The 22,528-nt window shown below is 48.5% G+C and carries 22 protein-coding genes and 1 pseudogene; 17 read left to right on the top strand and 6 right to left on the bottom strand.

What is annotated here, in order from left to right:
- Positions 1-58 precede the first annotated feature (58 nt).
- Entirely contained in the window at positions 59-1,246 is a 1,188-nt protein-coding gene (zigA, locus tag J1779_RS07095) for a zinc metallochaperone GTPase ZigA (protein ID WP_217203283.1), read from the top strand.
- 226 nt (positions 1,247-1,472) lie between these two features.
- On the opposite strand, the gene pspF is transcribed toward zigA, so the two are convergent.
- Positions 1,473-2,477 carry a phage shock protein operon transcriptional activator gene (gene pspF, locus J1779_RS07100; RefSeq protein ID WP_217203285.1) on the bottom strand — a complete coding sequence of 335 codons (1,005 nt, stop codon included), beginning with the start codon at positions 2,475-2,477 and terminating at the stop codon, positions 1,473-1,475.
- 233 nt (positions 2,478-2,710) lie between these two features.
- Between pspF and pspA the strand changes: the two genes are divergently transcribed.
- From pspA to J1779_RS07130, 6 genes are all read left to right on the top strand, one after another.
- Positions 2,711-3,382 carry a phage shock protein PspA gene (gene pspA, locus J1779_RS07105; protein ID WP_056773707.1) on the top strand — a complete coding sequence of 224 codons (672 nt, stop codon included), beginning with the start codon at positions 2,711-2,713 and terminating at the stop codon, positions 3,380-3,382.
- Positions 3,383-3,478: 96 nt separating this feature from the next.
- The gene (gene pspB / locus J1779_RS07110) at positions 3,479-3,706 is read left to right on the top strand and encodes an envelope stress response membrane protein PspB (RefSeq protein ID WP_056773709.1); all 228 of its coding nucleotides are present in this window, start codon (positions 3,479-3,481) and stop codon (positions 3,704-3,706) included.
- Positions 3,706-4,065 carry an envelope stress response membrane protein PspC gene (gene pspC, locus J1779_RS07115; RefSeq protein ID WP_136377376.1) on the top strand — a complete coding sequence of 120 codons (360 nt, stop codon included), beginning with the start codon at positions 3,706-3,708 and terminating at the stop codon, positions 4,063-4,065. Before pspB ends, pspC begins: the two co-directional genes overlap by 1 nt.
- Positions 4,066-4,136: 71 nt before the next feature.
- Positions 4,137-4,388: a phage shock protein PspD gene (locus tag J1779_RS07120; RefSeq protein ID WP_056773717.1), complete on the top strand. Its 252-nt coding sequence runs from the start codon at positions 4,137-4,139 to the stop codon at positions 4,386-4,388.
- Positions 4,363-5,760: a YcjX family GTP-binding protein gene (locus tag J1779_RS07125; RefSeq protein WP_217203287.1), complete on the top strand. Its 1,398-nt coding sequence runs from the start codon at positions 4,363-4,365 to the stop codon at positions 5,758-5,760. Before J1779_RS07120 ends, J1779_RS07125 begins: the two co-directional genes overlap by 26 nt.
- On the top strand, positions 5,757-6,824 hold the full coding sequence (locus J1779_RS07130; RefSeq protein ID WP_217203288.1) for a YcjF family protein: 1,068 nt from the start codon (positions 5,757-5,759) through the stop codon (positions 6,822-6,824). Before J1779_RS07125 ends, J1779_RS07130 begins: the two co-directional genes overlap by 4 nt.
- Before the next feature lie 93 nt (positions 6,825-6,917).
- Here the strand turns inward: J1779_RS07130 and J1779_RS07135 are convergent, their stop codons facing one another.
- Entirely contained in the window at positions 6,918-7,109 is a 192-nt protein-coding gene (locus J1779_RS07135; RefSeq protein ID WP_056781007.1) for a hypothetical protein, read from the bottom strand.
- A gap of 420 nt (positions 7,110-7,529) precedes the next feature.
- On the opposite strand from J1779_RS07135, the gene J1779_RS07140 reads away from it, so the two are divergent.
- From J1779_RS07140 to hemB, 3 genes are all read left to right on the top strand, one after another.
- Positions 7,530-8,816: an HlyD family secretion protein gene (locus tag J1779_RS07140; RefSeq protein WP_122095568.1), complete on the top strand. Its 1,287-nt coding sequence runs from the start codon at positions 7,530-7,532 to the stop codon at positions 8,814-8,816.
- Positions 8,803-10,902 carry a peptidase domain-containing ABC transporter gene (locus tag J1779_RS07145; RefSeq protein ID WP_217203290.1) on the top strand — a complete coding sequence of 700 codons (2,100 nt, stop codon included), beginning with the start codon at positions 8,803-8,805 and terminating at the stop codon, positions 10,900-10,902. The genes J1779_RS07140 and J1779_RS07145 overlap by 14 nt, the downstream gene beginning before the upstream one ends.
- A gap of 211 nt (positions 10,903-11,113) precedes the next feature.
- Entirely contained in the window at positions 11,114-12,088 is a 975-nt protein-coding gene (gene hemB / locus J1779_RS07150; RefSeq protein WP_056780997.1) for a porphobilinogen synthase, read from the top strand.
- Between the two features lie 154 nt (positions 12,089-12,242).
- On the opposite strand, the gene J1779_RS07155 is transcribed toward hemB, so the two are convergent.
- Positions 12,243-12,707 carry a GNAT family N-acetyltransferase gene (locus tag J1779_RS07155; RefSeq protein WP_217203292.1) on the bottom strand — a complete coding sequence of 155 codons (465 nt, stop codon included), beginning with the start codon at positions 12,705-12,707 and terminating at the stop codon, positions 12,243-12,245.
- 204 nt (positions 12,708-12,911) lie between these two features.
- On the opposite strand from J1779_RS07155, the gene J1779_RS07160 reads away from it, so the two are divergent.
- The 5 genes and pseudogenes from J1779_RS07160 (at position 12,912) to J1779_RS07180 (ending at position 18,540) form a co-directional block, all read left to right on the top strand.
- A complete protein-coding gene (locus tag J1779_RS07160) occupies positions 12,912-13,271 on the top strand; it encodes a nuclear transport factor 2 family protein (RefSeq protein ID WP_217203294.1) in 360 nt (119 codons plus the stop codon).
- A gap of 330 nt (positions 13,272-13,601) precedes the next feature.
- Positions 13,602-14,813 (top strand): DUF4297 family anti-phage-associated protein, encoded by a 1,212-nt coding sequence (locus J1779_RS07165; protein ID WP_217203296.1) that lies wholly within the window; start codon positions 13,602-13,604, stop codon positions 14,811-14,813.
- A 16-nt stretch (positions 14,814-14,829) separates the two neighbouring features.
- Complete coding sequence (locus tag J1779_RS07170) at positions 14,830-16,512, top strand: ATP-binding protein (protein ID WP_217203297.1); 1,683 nt, start codon at positions 14,830-14,832, stop codon at positions 16,510-16,512.
- Positions 16,513-16,904: 392 nt separating this feature from the next.
- The gene (locus tag J1779_RS07175) at positions 16,905-17,813 is read left to right on the top strand and encodes an SIR2 family protein (RefSeq protein WP_217203300.1); all 909 of its coding nucleotides are present in this window, start codon (positions 16,905-16,907) and stop codon (positions 17,811-17,813) included.
- Positions 17,814-17,938: 125 nt separating this feature from the next.
- Positions 17,939-18,540 (top strand): annotated as a pseudogene (locus J1779_RS07180) (tyrosine-type recombinase/integrase).
- 91 nt (positions 18,541-18,631) lie between these two features.
- Here the strand turns inward: J1779_RS07180 and J1779_RS07185 are convergent.
- The 3 genes from J1779_RS07185 to J1779_RS07195 form a co-directional block, all read right to left on the bottom strand.
- Positions 18,632-19,534 (bottom strand): DUF4238 domain-containing protein, encoded by a 903-nt coding sequence (locus J1779_RS07185; protein ID WP_217203302.1) that lies wholly within the window; start codon positions 19,532-19,534, stop codon positions 18,632-18,634.
- 274 nt (positions 19,535-19,808) lie between these two features.
- On the bottom strand, positions 19,809-20,210 hold the full coding sequence (locus J1779_RS07190; RefSeq protein ID WP_217203304.1) for a hypothetical protein: 402 nt from the start codon (positions 20,208-20,210) through the stop codon (positions 19,809-19,811).
- A 58-nt stretch (positions 20,211-20,268) separates the two neighbouring features.
- On the bottom strand, positions 20,269-20,736 hold the full coding sequence (locus J1779_RS07195; RefSeq protein WP_217203306.1) for a GNAT family N-acetyltransferase: 468 nt from the start codon (positions 20,734-20,736) through the stop codon (positions 20,269-20,271).
- A 182-nt stretch (positions 20,737-20,918) separates the two neighbouring features.
- On the opposite strand from J1779_RS07195, the gene J1779_RS07200 reads away from it, so the two are divergent.
- Entirely contained in the window at positions 20,919-21,659 is a 741-nt protein-coding gene (locus tag J1779_RS07200; RefSeq protein WP_122095561.1) for an SDR family oxidoreductase, read from the top strand.
- Positions 21,660-21,860: 201 nt separating this feature from the next.
- Positions 21,861-22,499 (top strand): dTMP kinase, encoded by a 639-nt coding sequence (locus tag J1779_RS07205; RefSeq protein WP_217203339.1) that lies wholly within the window; start codon positions 21,861-21,863, stop codon positions 22,497-22,499.
- The last annotated feature ends 29 nt before the right edge of the window (positions 22,500-22,528 follow it).

Genomic DNA, 22,528 nt, shown 5'->3' on the forward strand with positions numbered 1-22,528 from the left:
ATATAACAATAATCGCAGGCGAAGTATTCCTGCACTCTCCTTCGATAAGAGGTTAACGATGTCCTTACTTCCCGTTACCGTGCTGTCCGGTTTTCTTGGCGCGGGCAAAACCACCGTACTTAATCACATTCTTAATAACCGGCAGGGCATGCGCGTGGCGGTGATCGTCAACGACATGAGCGAAGTGAATATCGATGCCGCGCTGGTCGCCAACGAAATTACCCTCGACCGCCAGCAGGAAAAACTGGTGGAAATGAGCAATGGCTGCATCTGCTGCACGCTGCGCGAAGATCTGCTGATTTCGGTGCGTGAACTGGCGCAGGCGGGGCGGTTTGACTATCTGCTGATTGAGTCGAGCGGTATCTCGGAGCCGATGCCGGTAGCGGAAACCTTCACTTTTGAAGATGAAAACGGCGAAAGTTTGTCGCAGTTTGCCCGGCTGGATACGCTGGTCACCGTGGTCGATGGCGTCAATTTTATGCAGCAATATCAGGAAGCGCGCAGCGTGCAGGAGGCAGGCGAAAGTCTGGGTGAGGAGGATAACCGCAGCGTGACCGATTTGCTGATCGACCAGATAGAGTTTTGCGACGTTCTGCTGGTGAGTAAAACCGACATGCTCGACAGTCAGCAGCAGCGGGAAGTTATCGCGTTGCTGAAAAGCCTCAATCCGGACGCGCACATACTTCCGATTTCGCCAGGCAGCCTGCCGCTGGAAAGCGTGCTGAATACGGGGCGTTTCGATTTCGCTAAAGCGCAGCAGGCACCCGGCTGGCTGAAAGAGCTGCGTGGCGAGCACACGCCGGAGACTGAGGAATACGGTATCAGCAGCTTTGTTTACAGCGCCCGCAGGCCGTTTGATCCGGATAAGTTTTACCGCGTGGTGCACGGCGACTGGGGCGGTGGCAATCTGCTGCGTTCAAAAGGTTTTTTCTGGCTGGCGACGCGGCCACGATTCGCCGGGCAGTGGAGTCAGGCGGGGGGAATTGCCCACTACGGCATGGCGGGTATTTTCTGGCGCGCCCTGCCAGAAAGCGACTGGCCGCAGGATGAGGAAACGCGCGAACAGATCATGGAGAAATGGGTGGAACCGTTCGGCGACATGCGCCAGGAGCTGGTGTTTATTGGTCAGCATCTCGATAAGGCGGAGATTATCCGCCAGCTGGATGCGTGCCTGTTAAGTGAAGAACAGATGGCAGAGGGCATCGATAACTGGATGGCAATGGCCGATCCGTTCCCTGAATGGTAATCCTTAAGGAGGTTAAGGTTGTTCAATAAGTAGCCATAATGACGTTGTGGTAATGAGAAAAATTCTCAACAAAGTGCTTTACAGACGATACTGAGAACCATTATCATTCTTTTCACCGGACGAGAGGTGTCCCGCCAGGGGCGTTAATCGCGAGGTACGACATTGCTCACATTGCTTCCAGAATGACTTAGCCAGCTCGGGTGCTGGCTTTTTTTTTGTCTGAAATTCAGTCACTTTCCTGCGCATTTACCTGTATTCCATGCTTCTTCAACATGCCGCGTAACTGATGATAAGTGACGTTCAGTAATTCAGCCGCCTTGCGCTGGTTGAAACGTGCCTGCCGCAGTGCCTGCTCGATCAGATTTTTTTCCTGACCGGTCACCCATTGTTTTAAATCCAGCGGTAAGTCCGGCAGCGTCGGGTTATCAGCGGGCGTCTCCGGTTTTTCCGCCGCGGTGCGTTGTGCGAAAGGATTGAGAATAATGTTGTCGAGCGGAAACTCGCTGGTGCCGTGGCGGTACATCGAGCGTTCGACGACGTTTTTGAGCTCCCGGATATTTCCCGGCCAGCGATAACGCATCAGCGTGTCATGCGCATGTTCAGTGAAACCGGGAAACAACGGCAGTGAGAGTTCGCGGCACATCTGAATGGCGAAATGTTCGGCCAGTAACATGATGTCCTGCTGGCGCTCACGCAGGGGCGGCAACTGAACCACGTCGAAAGCCAGACGGTCGAGCAGGTCGGCGCGGAATTTTCCTGCTTCAGCCAGCGCGGGTAAATCATCATTCGTTGCGCACACCAGCCGCACATCCACCTGCAACGGCTGGCTGCCGCCGACTCGCTCCAGATGCCCGTATTCAATCACGCGCAGCAGTTTTTCCTGCACCAGCATCGGCGCGGTCGCCAGCTCATCGAGGAACAGCGTTCCGCCGTCGGCGCGCTCAAATCGGCCCAGATGGCGTTTCTGCGCGCCGGTAAATGCGCCAGCCTCGTGGCCGAACAACTCGGAATCCAGCAGGTTTTCATTCAGTGCCGCACAGTTAAGAGAAATGAACGGCCCCTGCCAGCGCGGGGACAGATAATGCAGACGATGCGCGATCAGTTCTTTACCGCTGCCGCGTTCGCCGGTAACCAGAACCGGTTTGTTCAGCTTTGCCAGTTGTGACACCTGTTCCAGCACTTCGATGAAGGCGTTGGCTTCGCCAAGTAAATTGTCTGTGTTATCCGTCATTTGGTCTTCCTTGCGTGGTGAAACACACTAACACTTAGTGAAAATCATCATCTTGAAAAATAAGCATAGCAGAGTCGTCATTAAAAAATTCAATTTATTCATGAAGATAAAGATTTTAAAAAGTTGGCACGGATCCTGATATAGGTTTATCGCCGCAGCTGAAAAATTTCCTGCGGATTTGACCGGTAATCATTTGGCCGGAAACCAAACAGAATCAAAGAGGAATTTCGATTATGGGTATTTTTTCTCGCTTCGCTGACATCATCAACGCCAACATCAACACGCTGCTGGATAAAGCTGAAGATCCGCAAAAGCTGGTTCGTCTGATGATTCAGGAAATGGAAGACACGCTGGTTGAGTTACGTTCGACCTCCGCCCGTGCGCTGGCAGAAAAGAAACAGCTGATCCGCCGCATCGATCAGGGCGAGTCTCAGCAGGCCGAATGGCAGGACAAAGCCGAGCTGGCGCTGCGTAAAGGAAAAGACGATCTGGCGCGTGCTGCGCTGATTGAAAAACAGAAACTCTCCGACCTGGTTATTGTGCTGAAAAATGAAGTGACCGTCGTGGAAGAAACGCTGGATCGCATGAAGTCAGAAATTGGCGAGCTGGAAAGCAAACTGACCGAAACCCGTGCCCGTCAGCAGGCGCTGACTTTGCGCCATCAGGCCGCGTCATCTTCCCGTGACGTTCGCCGTCAGCTGGACAGCGGTAAAATTGATGAAGCGATGGCGCGTTTTGAGCAGTTTGAACGCCGCATCGATCACATGGAAGCCGAGGCTGAAACGGTCGGTATTGGCAAAAAGAAATCGCTGGATCAGGAATTCGCCGAACTGAAAGCCGACGATGAAATCAGCGCACAGATCGCTGCCCTGAAAGCTAAAATGAACGGTAGCCAGGACGCATAATTGCGCATTGCACCGTTGATGAACCTGCCTGCGGGCGGGTTCACACTGCAGGACAAACGCCTTAACCGGCACAAAAAAGACTCATAAGGAGAGACAATGAGCTTCCTGTTTTTAGCTATTCCGCTGACCATTTTCGTTTTATTCGTGGCGCCCGTGTGGTTGTGGCTTCACTACAGCAATCGCCAGCAAAATGGCACTCAGCTCAGTCAGCATGAGATGCAAAATCTCTCCAGCCTGACGCAAGATGCGCAGCGCATGCGTGAACGTATTCAGGCGCTGGAAGAAATTCTGGATTCCGAACATCCGGGCTGGAGGCAATCATAATGACGAGCCGAATGTCAGAACGAAAACTCTACCGCGTACCGGAAGAGGGCGTGATAAAAGGCGTCCTTGCCGGTCTGGCGCACTACCTGGGCGTACCGGTAAAACTGCTGCGGATCATGGCGGTGCTGTCGATTTTCTTCGGCCTGTTTATGTTCACCGTGGTGGCTTACATCATTCTCAGTTACGTGCTGGATCCGGTACCCGCCAGTGAGTTCGACGGTGAAGCGGCACCCTCGCCACGGACGTTGCTGCAGGAGGCCGATCGTGAGCTGAAAGCCAGCGAACAGCGCTTGCGTCAGGTTGAACGCTACGTCACCTCGGAAACCTTCGGCGTACGCAGCCGTTTCCGTCAGCTGTAAAGAACGCTTCTGGCCGCCGGACGTCGCGCCGGTTGCCACCTCCTTTTCACGTCCCCGCTTAAGGAATCTTTATGACCCGTTATCTGCATTCCTCGCTGCCGGGTAAAAGCAGCCTGTTGAAGAAAATTTTCGGCGTGATCGTGACGCTGGCGCTGACTTTTGGCCCTGCCGGGCTGGCGGCGCGCGTGCTGGGCGTGGTAGCAAAAGGACCCGTTCGTTACGTTTTAGCACTATTATTAGAACCGTTATTCAAACGTATTTTGACCGCGCTGTTTGGGCGCTACGCCAGGGAGAGCAATGAAAAGACTACAAAACGAGTTTAATTCACTGATCAATCGCGGCATGGACAGGCATCTGCGGCTGGCCGTCACCGGTTTAAGCCGCAGCGGAAAAACCGCATTTATTACCGCCTTCGTTAACCAGCTTTTACACATGCACAGCGGCGCACGTTTACCGCTGTTTTCGGCTGCCCGCGAGGAGCGACTGCTGGGCGTGAAACGCGTACCCCAGCGGGATCTGGGCGTCTCGCGCTTTGCCTATGATGAAGGGCTGGCGTCGCTTTTCGGCACGCCGCCTGCGTGGCCAACGCCAACCCGTGGCGTCAGCGAAATCCGCCTCGCACTGCGTTACCGCTCCAACGATTCCCTGCTGCGTCACTTCAAAGATACCTCCACGTTATATCTGGAAATTGTCGATTATCCCGGTGAATGGCTGCTGGATTTACCGATGCTCGAGCAACAGTATCTCGACTGGTCACGCCAGATGGCGGGGCTGTTACAGGGCGATCGCGCAGAATGGGCGAAGCCGTGGCTGACGCTGTGCGAACAATGCGATCCGCTGGCGCCGGCGGATGAAAATCTGCTGGGCGCGATTGCACAGGCGTATATCGACTATCTGGTGCGCTGCAAAACCGAAGGTTTACACTTTATCCAGCCGGGGCGTTTTGTTCTGCCGGGCGATATGGCCGGTGCGCCCGCACTGCAATTTTTCCCGTGGCCTGAACTGAACCGCTATTCTGACGCGCAACTGGCGCAGGCAGATAAAAACAGCAATCTCGGCATGCTGCGCGCGCGGTTCGACTACTACTGTCAGCACATCGTGAAAGGCTTCTATAAAGATCACTTTGTGAAATTTGACCGCCAGATTGTGTTGGTCGATTGCCTGCAACCGCTTAACAGCGGGCCGCAGGCGTTCAATGACATGCGCCTCGCGCTGACTCAGCTGATGCAAAGTTTCCACTACGGTAAACGCACGCTGTTCCGCCGCCTGTTTAATCCCTGCATCGACAAACTGATGTTCGCCGCCACCAAAGCCGATCACATCACCGGCGATCAGCACGCCAATCTGGTGTCGTTGTTACAGCAACTGGTGCAGGAAGCGTGGCAGAACGCGGCGTTCGAAGGCATCAGCATGGATTGCGCCGGACTGGCTTCTGTTCAGGCGACGGAAACCGGCCTGGTGGAATATCAGGGGCAAAGTTTGCCTGCGCTGAAAGGTCACCGTTTGCAGGACGGCGCGCCGCTGACCGTTTTCCCCGGCGAAGTGCCGGCGCGCCTGCCGGGGCACGCGTTCTGGCAAAAACAAGGTTTCCATTTTGACGAGTTTCGTCCGCGGGAAATGAGCGTGGATCAGCCGTTGCCGCACATCCGTCTGGATGCGGTGATGGAGTTTTTACTGGGAGATAAAATGCGATGAGCGAACCTTTAAAACCGCGTATCGATTTTGAAACGGAATTAAAAGCCCCGGCCGAACCGGTGATCAAACCGGCGCTGGCATTTGACGAATTCGCTTCAGAGCGCTTCATTCCGGTCACCACCGAAACGGATGAACAACAGGAAGAGGGCGAGGCCGAAGCGGTACTCAGCCGCGCACTCAAACCGCGCCGCAGCGTGTGGAGTAAACTGGTGCGTCTGGGCGTGGCGGTGCTGGGCATCAGCGTGGTGGCGCAGGGCGTTCAATTGGTGCATCAGGCCTGGATCCAACAGGATTGGGTGGCACTCGGTGCCTGCACGGCAGGCGGGCTGATTATCCTCGCGGGTGTCGGCTCAATCGCCACCGAATGGCGGCGCTTATACCGCCTGCGGCAGCGTGCCGACGAGCGCGATAAGGCTCGTGAGTTAATGCACAGTCACGGACTGGGGCAGGGGCGGGCTTTCTGCGAAAAGCTGGCGGCGCAGGCGGGGCTCGATAACAGCCATCCGGCATTACAACGCTGGCAGGCGTCGCTGCATGAAACCCAGAATGACCGTGAAGTGGTCGAGCTTTACGCGCGGTTAGTTCAGCCGGTGCTCGATGCGCAGGCGCGACGTGAGATCAGCCATTCAGCGGCGGAATCGGCGCTGATGATCGCCGTCAGCCCGCTGGCGCTGGTGGATATGGCGTTTATCGCCTGGCGCAACCTGCGTCTGGTCAACCGCATCGCCGTGCTGTACGGCATCGAACTGGGTTATTACAGCCGCATCCGTTTATTCCGTCTGGTGCTGCTGAATATGGCCTTCGCCGGGGCGTCCGAACTGGTGCGCGAAGTGGGGATGGACTGGATGTCACAGGACCTGGCGGCGCGTCTGTCTGCCCGTGCGGCGCAAGGTATCGGTGCCGGATTGCTGACCGCGCGTCTGGGCATCAAAACCATGGAGCTCTGCCGCCCGCTGCCGTGGCTGGAAGGGGATAAACCCAAACTCGGCGATTTCCGCCGTGAGCTCATCGGCAAGCTGAAAAACAGCATGGTGAAGAGCGATAAAACCAGGGCGGGTGTCTGACGTTTATTTTGTCATAAGTAAATCTGCGACAAAAAAAAGCCCCCAAATAAATGGGGGCTGGTATAACTCTGATAAACCTTTAAAGACTGTAAACTAGGTTGTCAGATAGTTCTGTGCTTTAGCAAGACCGTCGGAAATTTGTGAATACGCTTTGTTCACCGCATTACCGGTATCACTTACCGCGTCCTGACCAAAGTTTGACAAGCGGTCGGCCACTTTATTCACATCTTCCGACCAACCCGCACCATTAACCATTTCAATATCACGTTCTGTTAATTGTTTCATCTTAGGTCATCCTCTTATCTGTTAAAGCCAGTCCCCGATATTCCGGGGGCGATGAAAACATTGAGTAATGCTATGGAGATAATTTCTACGCAATGTCTTCACAGGGATTAAGCCTAGAGCACCCGGAGAAGAATTTGACTAGGAATAATCTCCTAAGTAGAATTTTAAGTTTAACTATATGTTTTTAATGTGAATTAATACTTAAGCTTATCTGATTTATTCATTTGGCGTATAAAAAATAACCGGACGACTGAGAGATATTATTTTCACTACAGAAAGTAAATTAATATTACCGCGTGACTGTCTCCATACGGAAATACCGCCAGCGATGTTTCAGAGTAATCGCGGTGGCAGGAGGTTTTCTGGCTGCTATCTTTCAAAGATTCTGTTTTTACAGCCTGTTTTTCCGGAACAATAAATATGCTCTTTCGCAAAGAGGTCAATGAACATCAGCAAAATCACTGGACGGGTAAAGCGTTATTACTCGCCGGCTGGCCCCTATGGATTGTGACGTCACTGACCGCTGTTTTTCTTATTTCCTTACTCATATTCCTAATCTTCACTAATTACACCCGACGGATAAATGTCAGTGGTGAAATTATCACCCAGCCGCACAGCATTAACTTATTCAGCCCAGAACAGGGCGTGATCACTGAGCTGTATGTCGATACCGGTAAACCGGTTAAAAAAGGCCAGCCGCTGTATGAAATTGACGTCAGCCGGGTGACGCAGGCGGGCAACGTGAGCACCACCACGCTCGCCGCGATTAAAAAACAGCGTGAGCAAATTGATGCCATCGTCGCGCAACTTCAACGCAATAAGCAGGAAACGCTGCAAAACCTGCAACAGCAGTTAGAGCAATATGAGAAAGCCCATCAGGTTTCACAAAGCATGGTGGATTCCGCGCAGGAAGGACTGGATGCGATGAAGAAAAGCATGCAGAACTACGGTGCATATCAGAAGAAGGGGCTGATCAATACCGATCAGCTGAATAATCAGCGCTATCTGTTTTATCAGCAACAAACGTCATTCCAGAGCCTGAACACTCAGGCGATTCAGGAAGCGTTGCAAATCACCAATCTGCGCAGCGAACTGGTGACGCGCGCCGCCGAGTTCGATAACCAGATTTCGCAGTACGGCTATCAGCGTAATGATCTTGAACGTCAGCTGGCGCAGGCTGATGCCAGAGGTTCATTGCTGATCACGGCGCCAACCTCCGGCAAAATCTCCTCGCTGAGCGTCACGCCTGGCCAGATGGTCAATGCCGGGGACAGCCTCGCGCAGCTGGTACCTGCCAGCAATTCCCCGTTCTTTCTGGTTGCCTGGTTGCCCAATGAAAGCGTGCCTTACGTGAAAGCGGGCGAGCACATCAATATTCGTTACGAAGCCTATCCGTTTGAAAAATATGGCCAGTTCCCCGGCAAGGTGGAATCGATTTCCTCTGCGCCGGTTTCGGAGCAGGAACTGAATTCCTACGCCAGCGCACCGCGAAACGCCAGCGGCACGGTCAGCGGGCCGTATTACAAAGTGATTGTGTCACTGGATAAAAAAGCGATGGACTGGCACGGCGAGACGCTGAATTTATCCAGCGGCATGAAAGCCGAATCGACATTATTCCTGGAGAAAAGGCCGCTATATCAGTGGATGTTGTCTCCGTATTACAGCATGAAGAAAAGCGTGGTGGGGCCGATCAATGAATCTCGATAATGTACGGGAGCTGGCTGACCGCCTGCACTTTAGCTGGCGCCAGCGTGTGCCGCAGATTATCCAGACTGAAGCCGCCGAGTGCGGGCTGGCGAGTCTGGCGATGGTGTTTGGTTATCACGGCAAACACGTTGATTTACAGAGTCTGCGCCAGCGCCACGGTATTTCGTCACGCGGTGCGACGCTGCGCACGCTGATGGATATCGCGGCGGCGAATGAGATGAAATCCCGCGCGCTGAAGCTGGACATCGACGAACTTAACGCACTGAAAACGCCCTGTATTTTACACTGGGATCTCAACCATTTTGTGGTACTGGTCGGCGTTAAACAGGGCAAGGTCATTATTCACGATCCCGCATTTGGCCGCCGTTCACTGGGGCTGCGCGAAGTTTCCGAGCATTTCACCGGCGTGGCGCTCGAGCTTTGGCCTGACAATGGTTTTACCTCTGAAAAACCGCGCGTGCGTCTCAATCTGCGCAAAATGATGGGTACCGTCAGCGGGCTTATTCCGGCGCTGACCAAAATCTTTTGCCTGTCGCTGATGATTGAATCCGTCAATCTGCTGCTGCCGGTGGGGATGCAGCTGGTGATGGACCACGTGATCCCGGCGAAAGATCCGGATTTACTGACGCTGATTTGCCTCGGCCTGCTGTTCTTTATCATTTTCCGCACCGGCGTCAGCATGCTGCGCGCCTGGACTTCGCTGGTGATGAGTACGCTGATTGACGTGCAGTGGAAAGCGCGGCTGTTCGATCATCTGATGAAACTGCCGCTCGACTATTTTGAGAAGCGCAAACTCGGCGACATTCAGTCTCGCTTTACCTCGCTCGACACGCTGCGTACCACGCTGACCACCAACGTGGTGAACAGTATTATCGACGGCATTATGTCGGTGGGGCTGATAGTGATGATGGTGTTGTACGGCGGCTGGCTGATTTGGGTGATCCTCGGCTTCACGGCGGTGTACGTCGTTTTCCGTCTGGCAACGTACAACGCATATCGTCAGGTTTCGGAGGAACAAATCGTCAAAGGTGCGCGCGCCGGTTCGCATTTTATGGAAACGCTCTACGGCATCAGCACGCTGAAAGCGCTCGGTTTATCGAAAGCGCGCGCCAATTTCTGGCTGAATCTGAACATTGATAACGCCAATGCGACGGTGCGTAAAACCAAGTTTGAAATGATGTTTACCGGCGGTAATACGCTGATCGCCACGCTGGATCAGGTGGCGCTGCTGTGGCTGGGCGCCACGCAGGTGATCGACGGCCATATGACGCTCGGCATGTTTGTGGCGTTCAACACCTATCGCGGGCAGTTTTCAGAACGTGCAGCCAATCTGCTGAATATGATGTTACAGCTGAAAATGCTGTCGCTGCACCGTGACCGTATCGCGGATATTGCGCTGACTGACACTGAAAAATCGCTGCCGGAGCGTGAGTTGTTGCGGGCGGGCGAGGCGGCGTCGCTGGATGTGCGCGATCTGGTGTTTCAGTACGATGGCCTGACCGCGCCGCTGATTAACGGGCTGAATCTGTCGGTGGCAGCGGGGGAGAGTGTGGCGATCACCGGGCCGTCCGGGCAGGGCAAAACCACGCTGATGAAAATCATGACCGGTTTACTGACGCCAACCGAAGGCCGAATTCTGATCAACGGCATGGACATCACCACCGCCGGTCTGAACAATTACCGCAGCTGCATCGCCTGTGTGTTACAGGATGATACGCTGTTCGCCGGATCCATCGCCGAGAACATCGCCAGTTTTGACGAGCAGAAAGACGAGGCGCGCATCATCGATTGCGCCCGCCGTTGCAATATCCATGATGATATTGAACGCATGCCGATGGGCTATGAAACGCTGATAAGCGAACTGGGCGGCAGCCTGTCCGGCGGTCAGAAACAGCGTGTGCTGATCGCCCGTGCGCTTTACCGCCGTCCGGCCATTCTGTTCCTCGATGAGGCCACCAGCCATCTGGATCTGGACAACGAAATGCGCATTAATCAGGCCATCAGCGAACTGGATATCACGCGGATATTTATCGCGCACCGGCCTTCGACCATCGCCTCCGCCGATCGCGAAATCAGGCTGGGTTAGTGTGCGTCAGGCGATCCCTCATCCGGGATCGCCTTGCCAAAAATGCGGCCTCTGTTACATCTCCTCACGGAAAGTTCATCATTTGTTTAAAAGTTATTATAAAATGCGGGCTTCATCGTCTGACGGCGCTGCAATGCCTCCTGCCGTCTGAACTGTCTGCGCTCCTGTTTTTAAAAATTTCAGCGCAACAGATTAATTTTTAGGAGTTTTCATGTCGAATCAGTTCCCGAGCTCACGCCTTCGCCGCCTGAGACAGTCCGAATCCCTGCGTACACTTTTTCAGGAAACTGAATTTAGCGTCAACGATTTGGTGCTGCCGATTTTCGTAGAGGAAGAGTCTTCTGAATACGTACCTATCGAAGCCATGCCCGGTGTGCAACGTATCCCCGAATCCCGTCTGGCGTTTGAAATTGAACGTTATGCCCGCGCCGGTATCCGCTCCGTCATGACCTTCGGGATTTCGCATCATATGGATGCCACCGGCAGCGATACCTGGAACGAAAACGGTCTGGTTGCCCGTATGGCGCGCATTTGCAAAGACACCGTGCCTGAAATGATCGTCATGTCTGACACCTGCTTCTGCGAATACACTTCGCACGGCCACTGTGGTGTCCTGCACGATCACGGCGTAGATAACGATGCGACGCTGAAAAACCTCGGCAGACAAGCCGTGGTTGCCGCCGCCGCTGGCGCAGATTTCATCGCGCCTTCCGCTGCACAGGATGGTCAGGTGCAGGCTATCCGCAGCGCTCTGGACGAAGCCGGCTTCATCGACACCTCGATCATGGCGTACTCCACCAAATTTGCGTCTTCGCTCTACGGACCTTTTCGTGAAGCGGGCGGCAGCGTGCTGAAAGGCAACCGCAAACAATATCAGATGAACCCGATGAACCGCCGCGAAGCGGTGCGCGAATCCCTGCTCGATGAACAGGAAGGCGCCGACGCGCTGATGGTGAAACCTGCCGGTGCCTATCTCGATATTATCCGCGACATCCGCGAAGCCTCCCGTCTGCCACTGGCGGCGTATCAGGTCAGCGGCGAATACGCGATGATCAAATTCGCGGCGCAGGCCGGTGCCATCGACGAGCGTGCCGTGGTGCGTGAAAGCCTGGGTGCGATCAAACGTGCGGGCGCAGACATTATCCTGACGTATTTCGCCATGGATATTGCCGAAAACGGGCTGTAATTTCAGCACGTGCTGCAAACGAAAACCGGGCAAAAGCCCGGTTTTTTTATGTCAGCGCGGCGGAATGAAGTTCACAAAGAAGCGTCTGCCTCCTGCTTGCAGTGTTCGCGCTAAACAAACGTGATGAACAACATGGTGTCTCAATCAACCTGCATCAGTTCAGAGGATGAAATTGATATGTGTTCATGTAGAGGCGGTGGGTAACGTTACCGGCATCTGCCAGTGGAATAAAGCCAGCACCTTCATAGAAGCTGAATGCTGACTGAGGCGCGTTAGTATTGATAAAATCAAACCAGCGCTCAGAACCTTCCAGTATTGTTTTGAGCAGAGTGATACCGGCCCGCATTCTTCTCCACTCGATTCCTACATAGAGATGACGGAGTCGTCCGGCCCGGACTGAAGGCATGTAAGGATCTTGGTTTAATCCGCATACGGCAATCAGTAATCTGTCAGCGTAAAAACCTAACAAATTCTCACCGGGTTTATCAAAGCGGTTCTGCCCGTTGAGCCAGTTTTCTTCAAGTCTGCGTAGCATGTTAAATCCAGCAGCCATGCTCTCCTCTTTTAACGCCAAAAAACCGTTGTTGTCCGGAGTGATTTTCGCGATAAGAATATTCATGCATCTCTCTTTGTATTCAGCGCGGATAATCCAGACACTCTCATGTCCTGTTCTTTGCAAACTGGACCTCCGCGGATCTTTTGTGTCTGCATACTGGCGGCCTTGTATCAGAATCCCTGGTTACGTTTAAATCATTTTAGCGAAGCGCCACAAAATGATTAAAGTAATAAGCGCGACTGTCAGAATTTAACGAGGAGGAACGCCATGTTGCTGGAAAAGCTTACATCGCTCGAATGCACCCTTCACGGTGCCAAAGGGAACGATCGGAAATGGCTTGAACAGATACTTCACCCTGAGTTCACGGAAATCACACGATCAGGTGTAAGGGTGAATCGGCAGGAGACGATTGATTCTCTTACCGCCGAAGAAGGTGCCCCTGCTATTCTCAGCAGCGACTTCCGGCTCATCAGCATCAGGGATGATTTTGCCATATTGCATTACCGGACAATTCATCCGGAGGGTACCAGGGCTTCCCTTCGTACTTCATGTTGGGAGTGTTCTGATAGCAGGCATTGGAGGCTGGTTTTTCATCAGGGAACCCCGGAGGCTGGGAGTCTGGGGTAGGTAAAGACGAATGTCTGCTCCTCGCATGAGCGGACTGTTCAGGTACGCATGTTTGCTTTGTGCGAGAAGCGGACGTTTCTAACTCGCATACTGCGTAGGGAGTAAATCAATGAGCTGATGTTATCGGGTTCTCATTTTCTGACTACGAAGAGCACTCTGTGGGATATTAAGAGGTATAATAATCGAAGACTTTCATGGGGATGCTTATTCGAAAACGCTAGTTGCTGGAATTTTTCATGCACAGAAACTGGACTATGCATCTAATTGTAACATACTGAAAAATATGAGAGTCAATATTAAAAAACATCAACGATAACTATTGGATACATCATGGCCGACAGAAGTGCAGTTGATACAATACGAGGTTATTTTTATCAATTTGATCTTACTATTCTCAGCATCTTAAAATTAACATCCTTAGACGAATCCGTTGAAATCGAATGCATTGAGGACATTGATATTCGAACTGCAACTGAAGTCACTGCCACACAATGCAAGTATTACGCCAAGACAGAATATAATCACTCTGTTATTAAAGATGCTATTAAGCATATGCTATCACATTTCAAGGAAACGCTAGTAGGTACGAAGCAAAAGATGTTGTACTCCATTTACGGACATTATGCGTATGGTCAAGAAAAACTAGATATAGAGATAGACATTGCATTCCTAAAGAAGCACTTTCTTACCTACACCAAAGAAAAAGTTACCTACCATCATCATCAGGATTTACAACTTACCGATGCAGATCTTGAAGAGTTTCTGAAGCGGTTAACCATAAACATCAGAGCAGTGGATTTTGATACACAGTTTCGTGAAGTGATCGATGTTCTCAAATCAATATTTAATATTAAGTCGTTTTCAGCCGAATACTTTTATTACAATAACTCTCTAGCTGTTATACGCGAGCTTTCAATAGAGGCTACTCAAACAAATCGCTCAATTACCAAGGGCGATTTTTTGAAAAAGATTAACACTTCCAGTATTCTCTTCAATGAATGGTTCGTAGAGAAAAAAGGAAAGAAAACACATTTTTCAGCCCTACGTAATGAATATTTCTCAGAAGTGAACATATCTCCTTTCGAACGTTTCTTTCTTGTAGAGCTAGATGCGGCTTCTTACGTTCGATACGAACTCAAGAATCTTTTATTTGAGATTTCCCGTAAGTGGTCCAAATTGTCGAAGCGAGAGCCTTCTCCGTTCTGTCCGTACATTTATGTGCAAGGGGTACCAGACAGTGAGTTACTTGCACTTAAAAATGAACTCAGCATCGAAGGTTTTAAGATCATTGACGGTCACGACTTCCATGGTGCTGAGTTTAATTGTCAATCGGTTATGCTGAAAGCTACGCATGGCAATGGTATCCAGCTTAAGGTTCTGAATACTCTTCAAAACGTTGTAAATACTATTGATACCATTACTAAAACTCGGCGTATTTACCAATTTCACATAGGCCCTAGCTTTTTTGAATACAACAAACCAGCAGTCCAACACGTCAAAATTCAGATAGAACAACTTTCAGACATTAAATCAATAATCTAGTTGAAGGAAAATGAAAATGGACCACAGACAGGAAGAACAGATCAATGCCCAAGTCATTGCCGTTTTCCCAGATAAAGTACGTATAGTTGTGGATGACCTCGAAAACTTTAAGATAGCGGAAGAATCATTGAAAGTTGGTTCTTACGTCAAAATTGCTGACAACGAAAACGCAGTCCTCATCGCAATCATTGAAAACTTCCAGATTGCAGTTAGCGTTGATGGAAAGCGGGATCACATCATTGAAGCTTTTCCTTTAGGCATCTTAAGAAATGGTAAGTTTGAGCGTGGTGGTGATTCTCTAGCAATTCCCCCAAAAGAAGTTCAGCCAGCAACCATCGCTGACATAAAGAAAATCTATGAAGACTCAGTTCCTAAAGAGGCATCTTTCCGTTTTGCTACATTAGCCTCAAACATCAGTGTTCCTGTTCCCGTCAACGGAAATAAATTTTTTAATAAGCATATTGCAGTTGTCGGTTCCACTGGTTCCGGAAAATCACATACTTTAGCGACTATTATTCAGAAAGCTGTCTCCGAAAAAGGAGGGAATTTCTCACTAAATAATTCACATGTGATTATCTTCGACATCCACTCCGAGTATAAATCAGCATTTCCATCAGCAAATCACATTGATATATCCAATTTAGTTTTACCATATTGGATGCTGAACAGTGAAGAGTTGGAAGAATTTTTCCTCGATACTGAGGCCAATGATCACAACCAGAGAAATATTTTTAAAGAAGCTATAGTAAAAGACAGACTTGCGAAATTCTCTGGTTCAGATGCTGAAAAACAAAATATCCACCTCGACACTCCTATCCTGTTCGATATTCAGCAAGTCCTTGCATACACGATCGCAAAAAATGAAGAGATGATTGATACTGGAGAAGTTTACGCGGCAAGCAACAAAGAAAAAGCGGGGCAGCCAAAATATACGCAGGGTAGTCTCCATGGAAAATTGACGAACTTTGTGAATCGACTTGAAAACAAACTTAATGACAGTAGATTAAATTTCTTCCTTGGTGAAGAATCCATGAAAACTACATTTGAAGAAACCCTCCAAAAGCTGCTGGGATACTCTTCGAAGAGTAAGTCGAACGTAACCGTTATTGACCTAAGTGGAGTTCCGTTCGAAGTTTTGAGCATAACAGTATCCCTTATTTCACGCCTCGTCTTCGAATATGGTTACATATACAAGCGTATGCGTTGTGCCAAAAATCCTAATGAAAAAATCAATAATGACATTCCGATTCTATTAGTTTATGAAGAAGCACATAAATATGTCCCTAATAGTGATCTGTCGAAATATCGTTCTTCAAAAGTAGCCATAGAGCGAATTGCAAAGGAGGGTAGAAAATATGGTGTGACGCTACTGCTAGCAAGTCAGCGTCCGTCCGAGATATCCGAAACAATATTTTCACAGTGCAGCAACTTTATTGCTATGCGGTTAACCAATCCAGCGGATCAAGGATACGTTAAAAAGTTACTTCCAGACTCGCTCGGTTCTTTAATCGATAAAATGACATCGTTTCGTCAAGGGGAAGCATTACTAGTTGGTGAATCTATAATTCTCCCCTCAATAGTCCAAATTGAACCATGTACTCACTCCCCATCTTCAAATGATATTCCTTATTGGCAACTCTGGAAGGAGGAATGGAAATTCATGGATTTTGCTGCCATTAAGTCAGAGTGGTATAAATAATTGTAACATGTTCTATTATCTGGTGAATTCCATGTGTTTGTAGTTTGAGTCGGTTCGTCCAGAATCGGCTCAAAGTATAGGTGCTGATGGTTAGTTTTAATTAAAATAACATCTTTGCCCTACTCTCACGTGGTAAAATGTCTGATAGATCTTATTGATCTGTATCCTCTGACCTTTTTCCAATTGATTCACACGGAATACTGTTAGTAAAGTCTACCTAATCGCAGTGAATGTGTGGAAGATATATAATTTGAGGACTCGATTATAGGTCTACTTGCAAAGCTCCACTATTGCTAGGTAAGATCGCACATATCGGTGTCGAACATGTTAATGATTAGTATTATACTATCAGTAGTAGGGTGTAAGAAATTCATCTAAAAAAAGGGATAGAAATGCGCGATTATTCACTTCTTATTGGAAATGGCATAAATAATATTACAAATGGAAATTCTTGGCTTGACGTTCTAAATAGTCTAGGGGAAACATATGGGATAATAATTGACACACATGGAAAACCATTTCCACTAGCTTATGAAGAGATTTATTTTAATATTTCACATAAACAAATGAATGGATTTTCAGAAAATAAAATAAAAAATTCCATTGCATCAAAGATAAATACAATAAAGCCAAATGAAATCCACCAGAAAATAATAGAATTAGAATGCAATAATATACTAACAACAAACTATGATTTGGCGTTTGAATATTGCCTAGATGACGGCGTTAGACCTGAAGATTTAAAGAATGAAGGTATAATAAAAGAAAGCAAATACAATATCTTCAGACATCATAATGTGAAAAACAAAAAAATATGGCATATACATGGAGCATTGAATAACCCAAGTTCAATAATCCTTGGCTATGAGCATTACAGTGGTTATTTGCAAAGCATGCGGGGTTATACAACTACCGGAAGTCAGTATTCCAATAAATCGTACAACGAACCGCTTACAAAACGGTTGAAAAGAAATGATGTTGGTAATAGTTGGATCGATGATTTTTTTACTAAGGATGTATATGTCGTAGGCTTGAATTTGGATTTTGTAGAGATTGATCTTTGGTGGTTGCTTACATTCAGAGAAAGAAATAGAATTACAAATAAAATAAACTTACAACATGAGGTAATATATTACATTCCTCATTATTATTATAATGACTCTGCTTCCAAACCAAAAATCGATCTTTTAAAAAGCGTTGGAGTTATAATTAATCATGGGTTCGGATTAGTGTTCAAGGGGAAGGAGAAAGAGTATTACCTCGATGTAATCAGTGACATTCATAATAAAACTAATAGATAATATTTTCTTGTAAAGAGAACGGTCAAAGAAAAATATTGTTTGACCGCTGAGATAAGCATTTAGTCCGCTCCTGGCTCATAAGGGACGACCATACTCAAATCTCCCACATTGCAGGAGATTTGAGCATGAACACGTCACCGTGGAACAAAGGCCGTATCGTCGGTCAAAAAAGACCACTTCAGATATCTCATATCTGGGGCTCCTAATCAGGCTTGAACTGGAAGGTCAGACGCGCGATTTGGCTCTGTTCAATATGGCTCTGGACAGTAAGTTACGAGGCTGTGATCTGGTAAAACTTAAAGTATCTGATGTTGTATATGATAGCTCTGTTTCAAGCAGAGCAACGGTGTTGAAGCAGAAAACCGGGTACCCTGTGCAATTTGAGATAACCCAAGGGACGAGAGAAGCTATTACTACATTGATAAACCTTGGTAATTTGCACAGTAAATACTTCTTGTTCCGATCTTTGGTAGGTACTGACCAGCACATATCAACGCGGCAATATAACCGAATTTTTCATGGGTGGGTAGCAAAGCTTGGCCTCGACGATTCACTGTACAGGACACATTCCATGAGAAGAACAAAACATTACCTGATCTACAAGAAAACTTATAATCACCGGGTGATCCAACTTCTGTTGGGCCATAGGAAACTGGAAAGCACAGTCCGTTATCTGGGCATTGAAGTCGATGATGCGCTAGAGATCCCTGAATCGATTGAAGTCTAAGGTTGTCAGGGCTGCAAACTCAGCCCTGTACCAAGAGTTGCCGTTGGCGGCTAGTTGTACTTGATGTATGCTTACGAAACCATTTATCTCACTAACTTGAACGATTTTGCGCCTTGATTTTTTCAAGTAACTTTAATAGTGGGTTGTCATAATGGTAATATTCTTTTCTTATATTATCTTTAAAATGCTCAGATAATATTGGCTTATCCTCCCTATAAAATATTTCATTTTTTGAATATACCTGAACGGTGTCGTTACAGATTTTTACCTCTTCCTCATTTACTGCTACTGATATTAACGAATCATCTTTTTTTCTTTCTTTTGCATCGATAATGACACATATATGAGGTGTAAGTGGACATACTAATGTCGGTGATCTATTTGGTATAGTAACTGTTGGAATGTCATGATAAAATCCATCACCAAAGATAAACTCTTTTTCTTTACTTAGAAGAAGGTAAATTGATGCTTCGTTTTTTATATGATTTGTAATATTTTTAAGCGCATCTCTCATATTGATAGCGATCAACCTATCCTTCTCTAGCGCCCGTATCTCTCCCCTAATTTTTTCAGCAATGGCTATACATCCATCCCTATACATTGGGCTTCTTACTGCTAGTGAAACAATTATTTCTATGAGTAATTCATGTTCTTCTGACGAACAGATATTAGATTTTGTAGAGCTTTCACTCTCACATTGAAAGTGCTTAATCCGAATCTCTGATAATAAATTTATTATTACGTTTGAATTATAGTCTGCTTTATCAAAAAAAAATTCAAAATTTTGATCGAAACTCGACCTTTTTTCTGGATTATCGCTGAGTTTAATTATATGACCATTTTTTATTACAGCTAAGGATTTTGGTTTTACTTCGGTGCTTTCTCCCTTTGCATTCAATCTATTAATGAAGCCTCTTGAGTTCCCCCAGTGTTTAGAAATTGTTTGTGGCCACCAATGATGTCTTTCAGTTTTAAGACTTTTATCATGTTTCATTATTACCCCATATTCTATTTAAAACAAATGGCTTACTCGGGGATTCTAAATGCTAACGACAAACAAAACAAAGAAATTTGTGCGATGAAGATCACTGAGCAACTTCGTTATTTATAACTATACTTTCCGCGCCAAGCTAAATTGTTCAAGGGATTACCTTAACCAGCACTCACTCTAGTGATAATCTTTTCTCTACCGGCCGCTAATCGCTCAAAGCGGACCATTTACCCCCTCATGTTTGCTTCGTGCCAGGGGCGTTCGTCAGGATAATTTATTATTTTACCTTCGCCAAGATGGCTCTGAACAGTTCGATAGCCTTCCAGATGTCATCCTGTGTATCTCCATCACAATCAGGAACTGTGACCAACTCAGCTTTGAGCTGCTTTATAAGGATATGTGCATCTGCAACTTCATCAATTCGACATTTTGAAGCAATACGAGGTATCGCTGTCGAAGGGAGACTGGATTGAGGTGGAGGATTGGTATATTCGGCTGCAATTAGTTTTTTGTAATTTACGCATATGATCAATACACCCGGAGAAGTGGTTGAGATAACAGAAGTTATGCTACATGGTAATTTTCCTGAAAAAAGAAGCCAAGAAAATAGCTGAATACTACTCTTCCGCATTTCACTCAAAGCAGCCCTTAGTTTCGCCTCTGGCTGCTTCGTGCCCATGCAGCCCTTGCAAAAACAGGCGTAAATAAGTCAACCGGGAGCGGAAGGTGAGTGTTTGTCAGCCCGGTTTGTTGTCATGGGTATAAATATCAGGCCGGGTAATGGTCCATGCATAGTTTTCGCGATTTACGGGCTCATACCCAAGCTTTTCATAAAGCCAGGGAGCTGTTGTTGTGAACAACATTATTCTGCGTAGCTTTTCAAACACAGGGTGAAGGTGTATGCATTCCATCACCCATCTTCCAAGGCCTTCTCCCTGATATTCTTCAAGCACATAGACATCGCAAAGGTAGGCGAATGTCGCATAGTCCGTTATCAGACGAGCGAAACCTATCTGGATTTCATTATGATAAACGCCAAAGTTAAGGCTGTTTTCTATTGATGCAGAGACAATATCCAGACCAATACCTTTAGCCCAGGTAGATCTGGTCAGATACCGGTGTATAGCCTCTACATCCAATTTCTCTGTGTCTGTGCTTACCAGGTACATATCCTTCTGCCACTCATGTTTCTCTGAAATGTTCACTTTCTTTCCTGCCCGGAAGATTTAGGGAAATCTCACCTTATCATCCGATGGAAAAATTGTACTGCCAGAATCGATCTGCGCAGGGCATCCATTCGTGTCACTTCCACATGATTAAACAGATGACGACTACGGTTATCTTTCGTAAGGTAAATGCCGATTCAAAGGTTCAAAGGAGCGTAATGATGGGAAGATTTCACGGTAAACGTGTACTTATCACGGGTGGCACCAGCGGTATTGGGCTGGCAGGCGCGCTGCGAATTGTGAAAGAGGGAGGACAGGTTGCCATCACGGGGCTGAGTGACGAACGTCTGGCCCAAACCCGCACGCTGTTGCCGGACACCGCGCTGATCCTGAAAAGTGATGCGGCAAGTGAGGCGGATATTGATGCGCTCGCTACCGCAGTCAGCGGCTGGGGGCAGCTCGACGGATTGTGGCTGAATGCGGGTTACGCAGAAATTGGTGCACCGGAATCCGTTACGGCCGACGCCTTTAACCGCATGATGAATGCCAATGTACGCGGGCCGATGTTGCAGCTTGCATCACTTTCCAACATGTTGAACCCAGGTGCATCCGTGTTGGTCACCGCATCGTCTTCGGTCTACGAAGGTGCGCCCATGACCAGCTTATATGCTGCAACCAAAGGCGCCGTGGTTGCCATGGTAAAAAGCTGGGCCGCCTCACTGGCCGCGCGCGACATTCGCGCCAATACGCTGGTGCCGGGACCTGTCGAGACGAATTTCAGGCACTTCATGTCCGAAGAGTCGCGGCAAAAGTTTGAAGATTTTGTGGTAAGCCAGGTGCCTCTCAGGCGAGCCGGTACCGCTGATGAAGCTGCCGCCGTGGCACTTTTTCTGCTCTCAGACGATGCGTCCTACGTAACCGGAAGCCAGTATGCGGTGGACGGCGGCCTGGTTCACTATTGATCTTAAAAATCAATTTAAATCATTATCTTACTTAATCAGTTGGTCATCGATTCACTTACCCGTTTTGGGTAGGTGGATCATGCTGACGCGACAGACAGCGGCTGCGAACGACAGGGTGGTCGGCTGTTACTGAGAAGGTTATAAGATGCTTTTGCCAGAGTTGAGTGTTAAGCAAACCCTATGTCAAACGTCATTTCCACAATGAGTCGTCCGCTGTTTATTTCTCTGGACGGGCCCAAGGGAGTCGGCAAAACCACACTGCTGGAGGCCATGACGAAAGTGCTCAGGGCAGATAACAAGAAGGTGATCCGACTTAGCGAGAAAAAAAGCGATCCTTACAGGGGGGAAACAATGGCCCTCGTGAACAGGCTCGCCAGACATCCCTCCCTGGAATTGGAGCGGGAAGTTTGTGAGCGCTTTGCTGATAGCCGTGCCTGGATTTCCGAGCATGTGCTGCCTAAACAGCCACCGGACAGCATTATCTTAATGGATCGCTGGTACCCGTCGGAAGCCGCGTTTCGCCGGAAGGTTCCATTTGCAGAGATTTTACAGCTTAATATTGAACGAAACGTGCGTACGCCAGACCTGCATATCGGGGTGGTTACTGCGCCTGACATTTCATGGGCCAGGGCCGCGGCCAGAACGCGTGGGCTAAGCAGTACTGTCATTCATAAGCTGGAAGAGCATGTCGCTTGTAGCAGGGCGTTCGAGCGAGAAGTTGCAGCTCAGGGCTGGGTGTTATGCCGTAATGAAGGAATCATCGAAGACGCAACGGCGCAGGTTATTTCTGAGATCTACAAAGTGCTAAAATGCCCTGCAGGCATCGGTTTTGCGGACTGAGCTTCTGCCGCATGTCGCCTGTTATTACA

The sequence above is a fragment of the Rahnella rivi genome, from assembly GCF_019049655.1.
Lineage (GTDB): Bacteria > Pseudomonadota > Gammaproteobacteria > Enterobacterales > Enterobacteriaceae > Rahnella > Rahnella rivi.

Excerpts from the sequence above, each read along its gene's own strand:
- zigA (WP_217203283.1), top strand. The coding sequence starts at position 59 with ATGTCCTTACTTCCCGTTACCGTGCTGTCCGGTTTTCTTGGCGCGGGC.
- pspF (WP_217203285.1), bottom strand. The coding sequence starts at position 2,477 with ATGACGGATAACACAGACAATTTACTTGGCGAAGCCAACGCCTTCATC.
- pspA (WP_056773707.1), top strand. The coding sequence starts at position 2,711 with ATGGGTATTTTTTCTCGCTTCGCTGACATCATCAACGCCAACATCAAC.
- pspB (WP_056773709.1), top strand. The coding sequence starts at position 3,479 with ATGAGCTTCCTGTTTTTAGCTATTCCGCTGACCATTTTCGTTTTATTC.
- pspC (WP_136377376.1), top strand. The coding sequence starts at position 3,706 with ATGACGAGCCGAATGTCAGAACGAAAACTCTACCGCGTACCGGAAGAG.
- J1779_RS07120 (WP_056773717.1), top strand. The coding sequence starts at position 4,137 with ATGACCCGTTATCTGCATTCCTCGCTGCCGGGTAAAAGCAGCCTGTTG.
- J1779_RS07125 (WP_217203287.1), top strand. The coding sequence starts at position 4,363 with ATGAAAAGACTACAAAACGAGTTTAATTCACTGATCAATCGCGGCATG.
- J1779_RS07130 (WP_217203288.1), top strand. The coding sequence starts at position 5,757 with ATGAGCGAACCTTTAAAACCGCGTATCGATTTTGAAACGGAATTAAAA.
- J1779_RS07135 (WP_056781007.1), bottom strand. The coding sequence starts at position 7,109 with ATGAAACAATTAACAGAACGTGATATTGAAATGGTTAATGGTGCGGGT.
- J1779_RS07140 (WP_122095568.1), top strand. The coding sequence starts at position 7,530 with ATGCTCTTTCGCAAAGAGGTCAATGAACATCAGCAAAATCACTGGACG.
- J1779_RS07145 (WP_217203290.1), top strand. The coding sequence starts at position 8,803 with ATGAATCTCGATAATGTACGGGAGCTGGCTGACCGCCTGCACTTTAGC.
- hemB (WP_056780997.1), top strand. The coding sequence starts at position 11,114 with ATGTCGAATCAGTTCCCGAGCTCACGCCTTCGCCGCCTGAGACAGTCC.
- J1779_RS07155 (WP_217203292.1), bottom strand. The coding sequence starts at position 12,707 with ATGAATATTCTTATCGCGAAAATCACTCCGGACAACAACGGTTTTTTG.
- J1779_RS07160 (WP_217203294.1), top strand. The coding sequence starts at position 12,912 with ATGTTGCTGGAAAAGCTTACATCGCTCGAATGCACCCTTCACGGTGCC.
- J1779_RS07165 (WP_217203296.1), top strand. The coding sequence starts at position 13,602 with ATGGCCGACAGAAGTGCAGTTGATACAATACGAGGTTATTTTTATCAA.
- J1779_RS07170 (WP_217203297.1), top strand. The coding sequence starts at position 14,830 with ATGGACCACAGACAGGAAGAACAGATCAATGCCCAAGTCATTGCCGTT.
- J1779_RS07175 (WP_217203300.1), top strand. The coding sequence starts at position 16,905 with ATGCGCGATTATTCACTTCTTATTGGAAATGGCATAAATAATATTACA.
- J1779_RS07185 (WP_217203302.1), bottom strand. The coding sequence starts at position 19,534 with ATGAAACATGATAAAAGTCTTAAAACTGAAAGACATCATTGGTGGCCA.
- J1779_RS07190 (WP_217203304.1), bottom strand. The coding sequence starts at position 20,210 with ATGGGCACGAAGCAGCCAGAGGCGAAACTAAGGGCTGCTTTGAGTGAA.
- J1779_RS07200 (WP_122095561.1), top strand. The coding sequence starts at position 20,919 with ATGGGAAGATTTCACGGTAAACGTGTACTTATCACGGGTGGCACCAGC.
- J1779_RS07205 (WP_217203339.1), top strand. The coding sequence starts at position 21,861 with ATGAGTCGTCCGCTGTTTATTTCTCTGGACGGGCCCAAGGGAGTCGGC.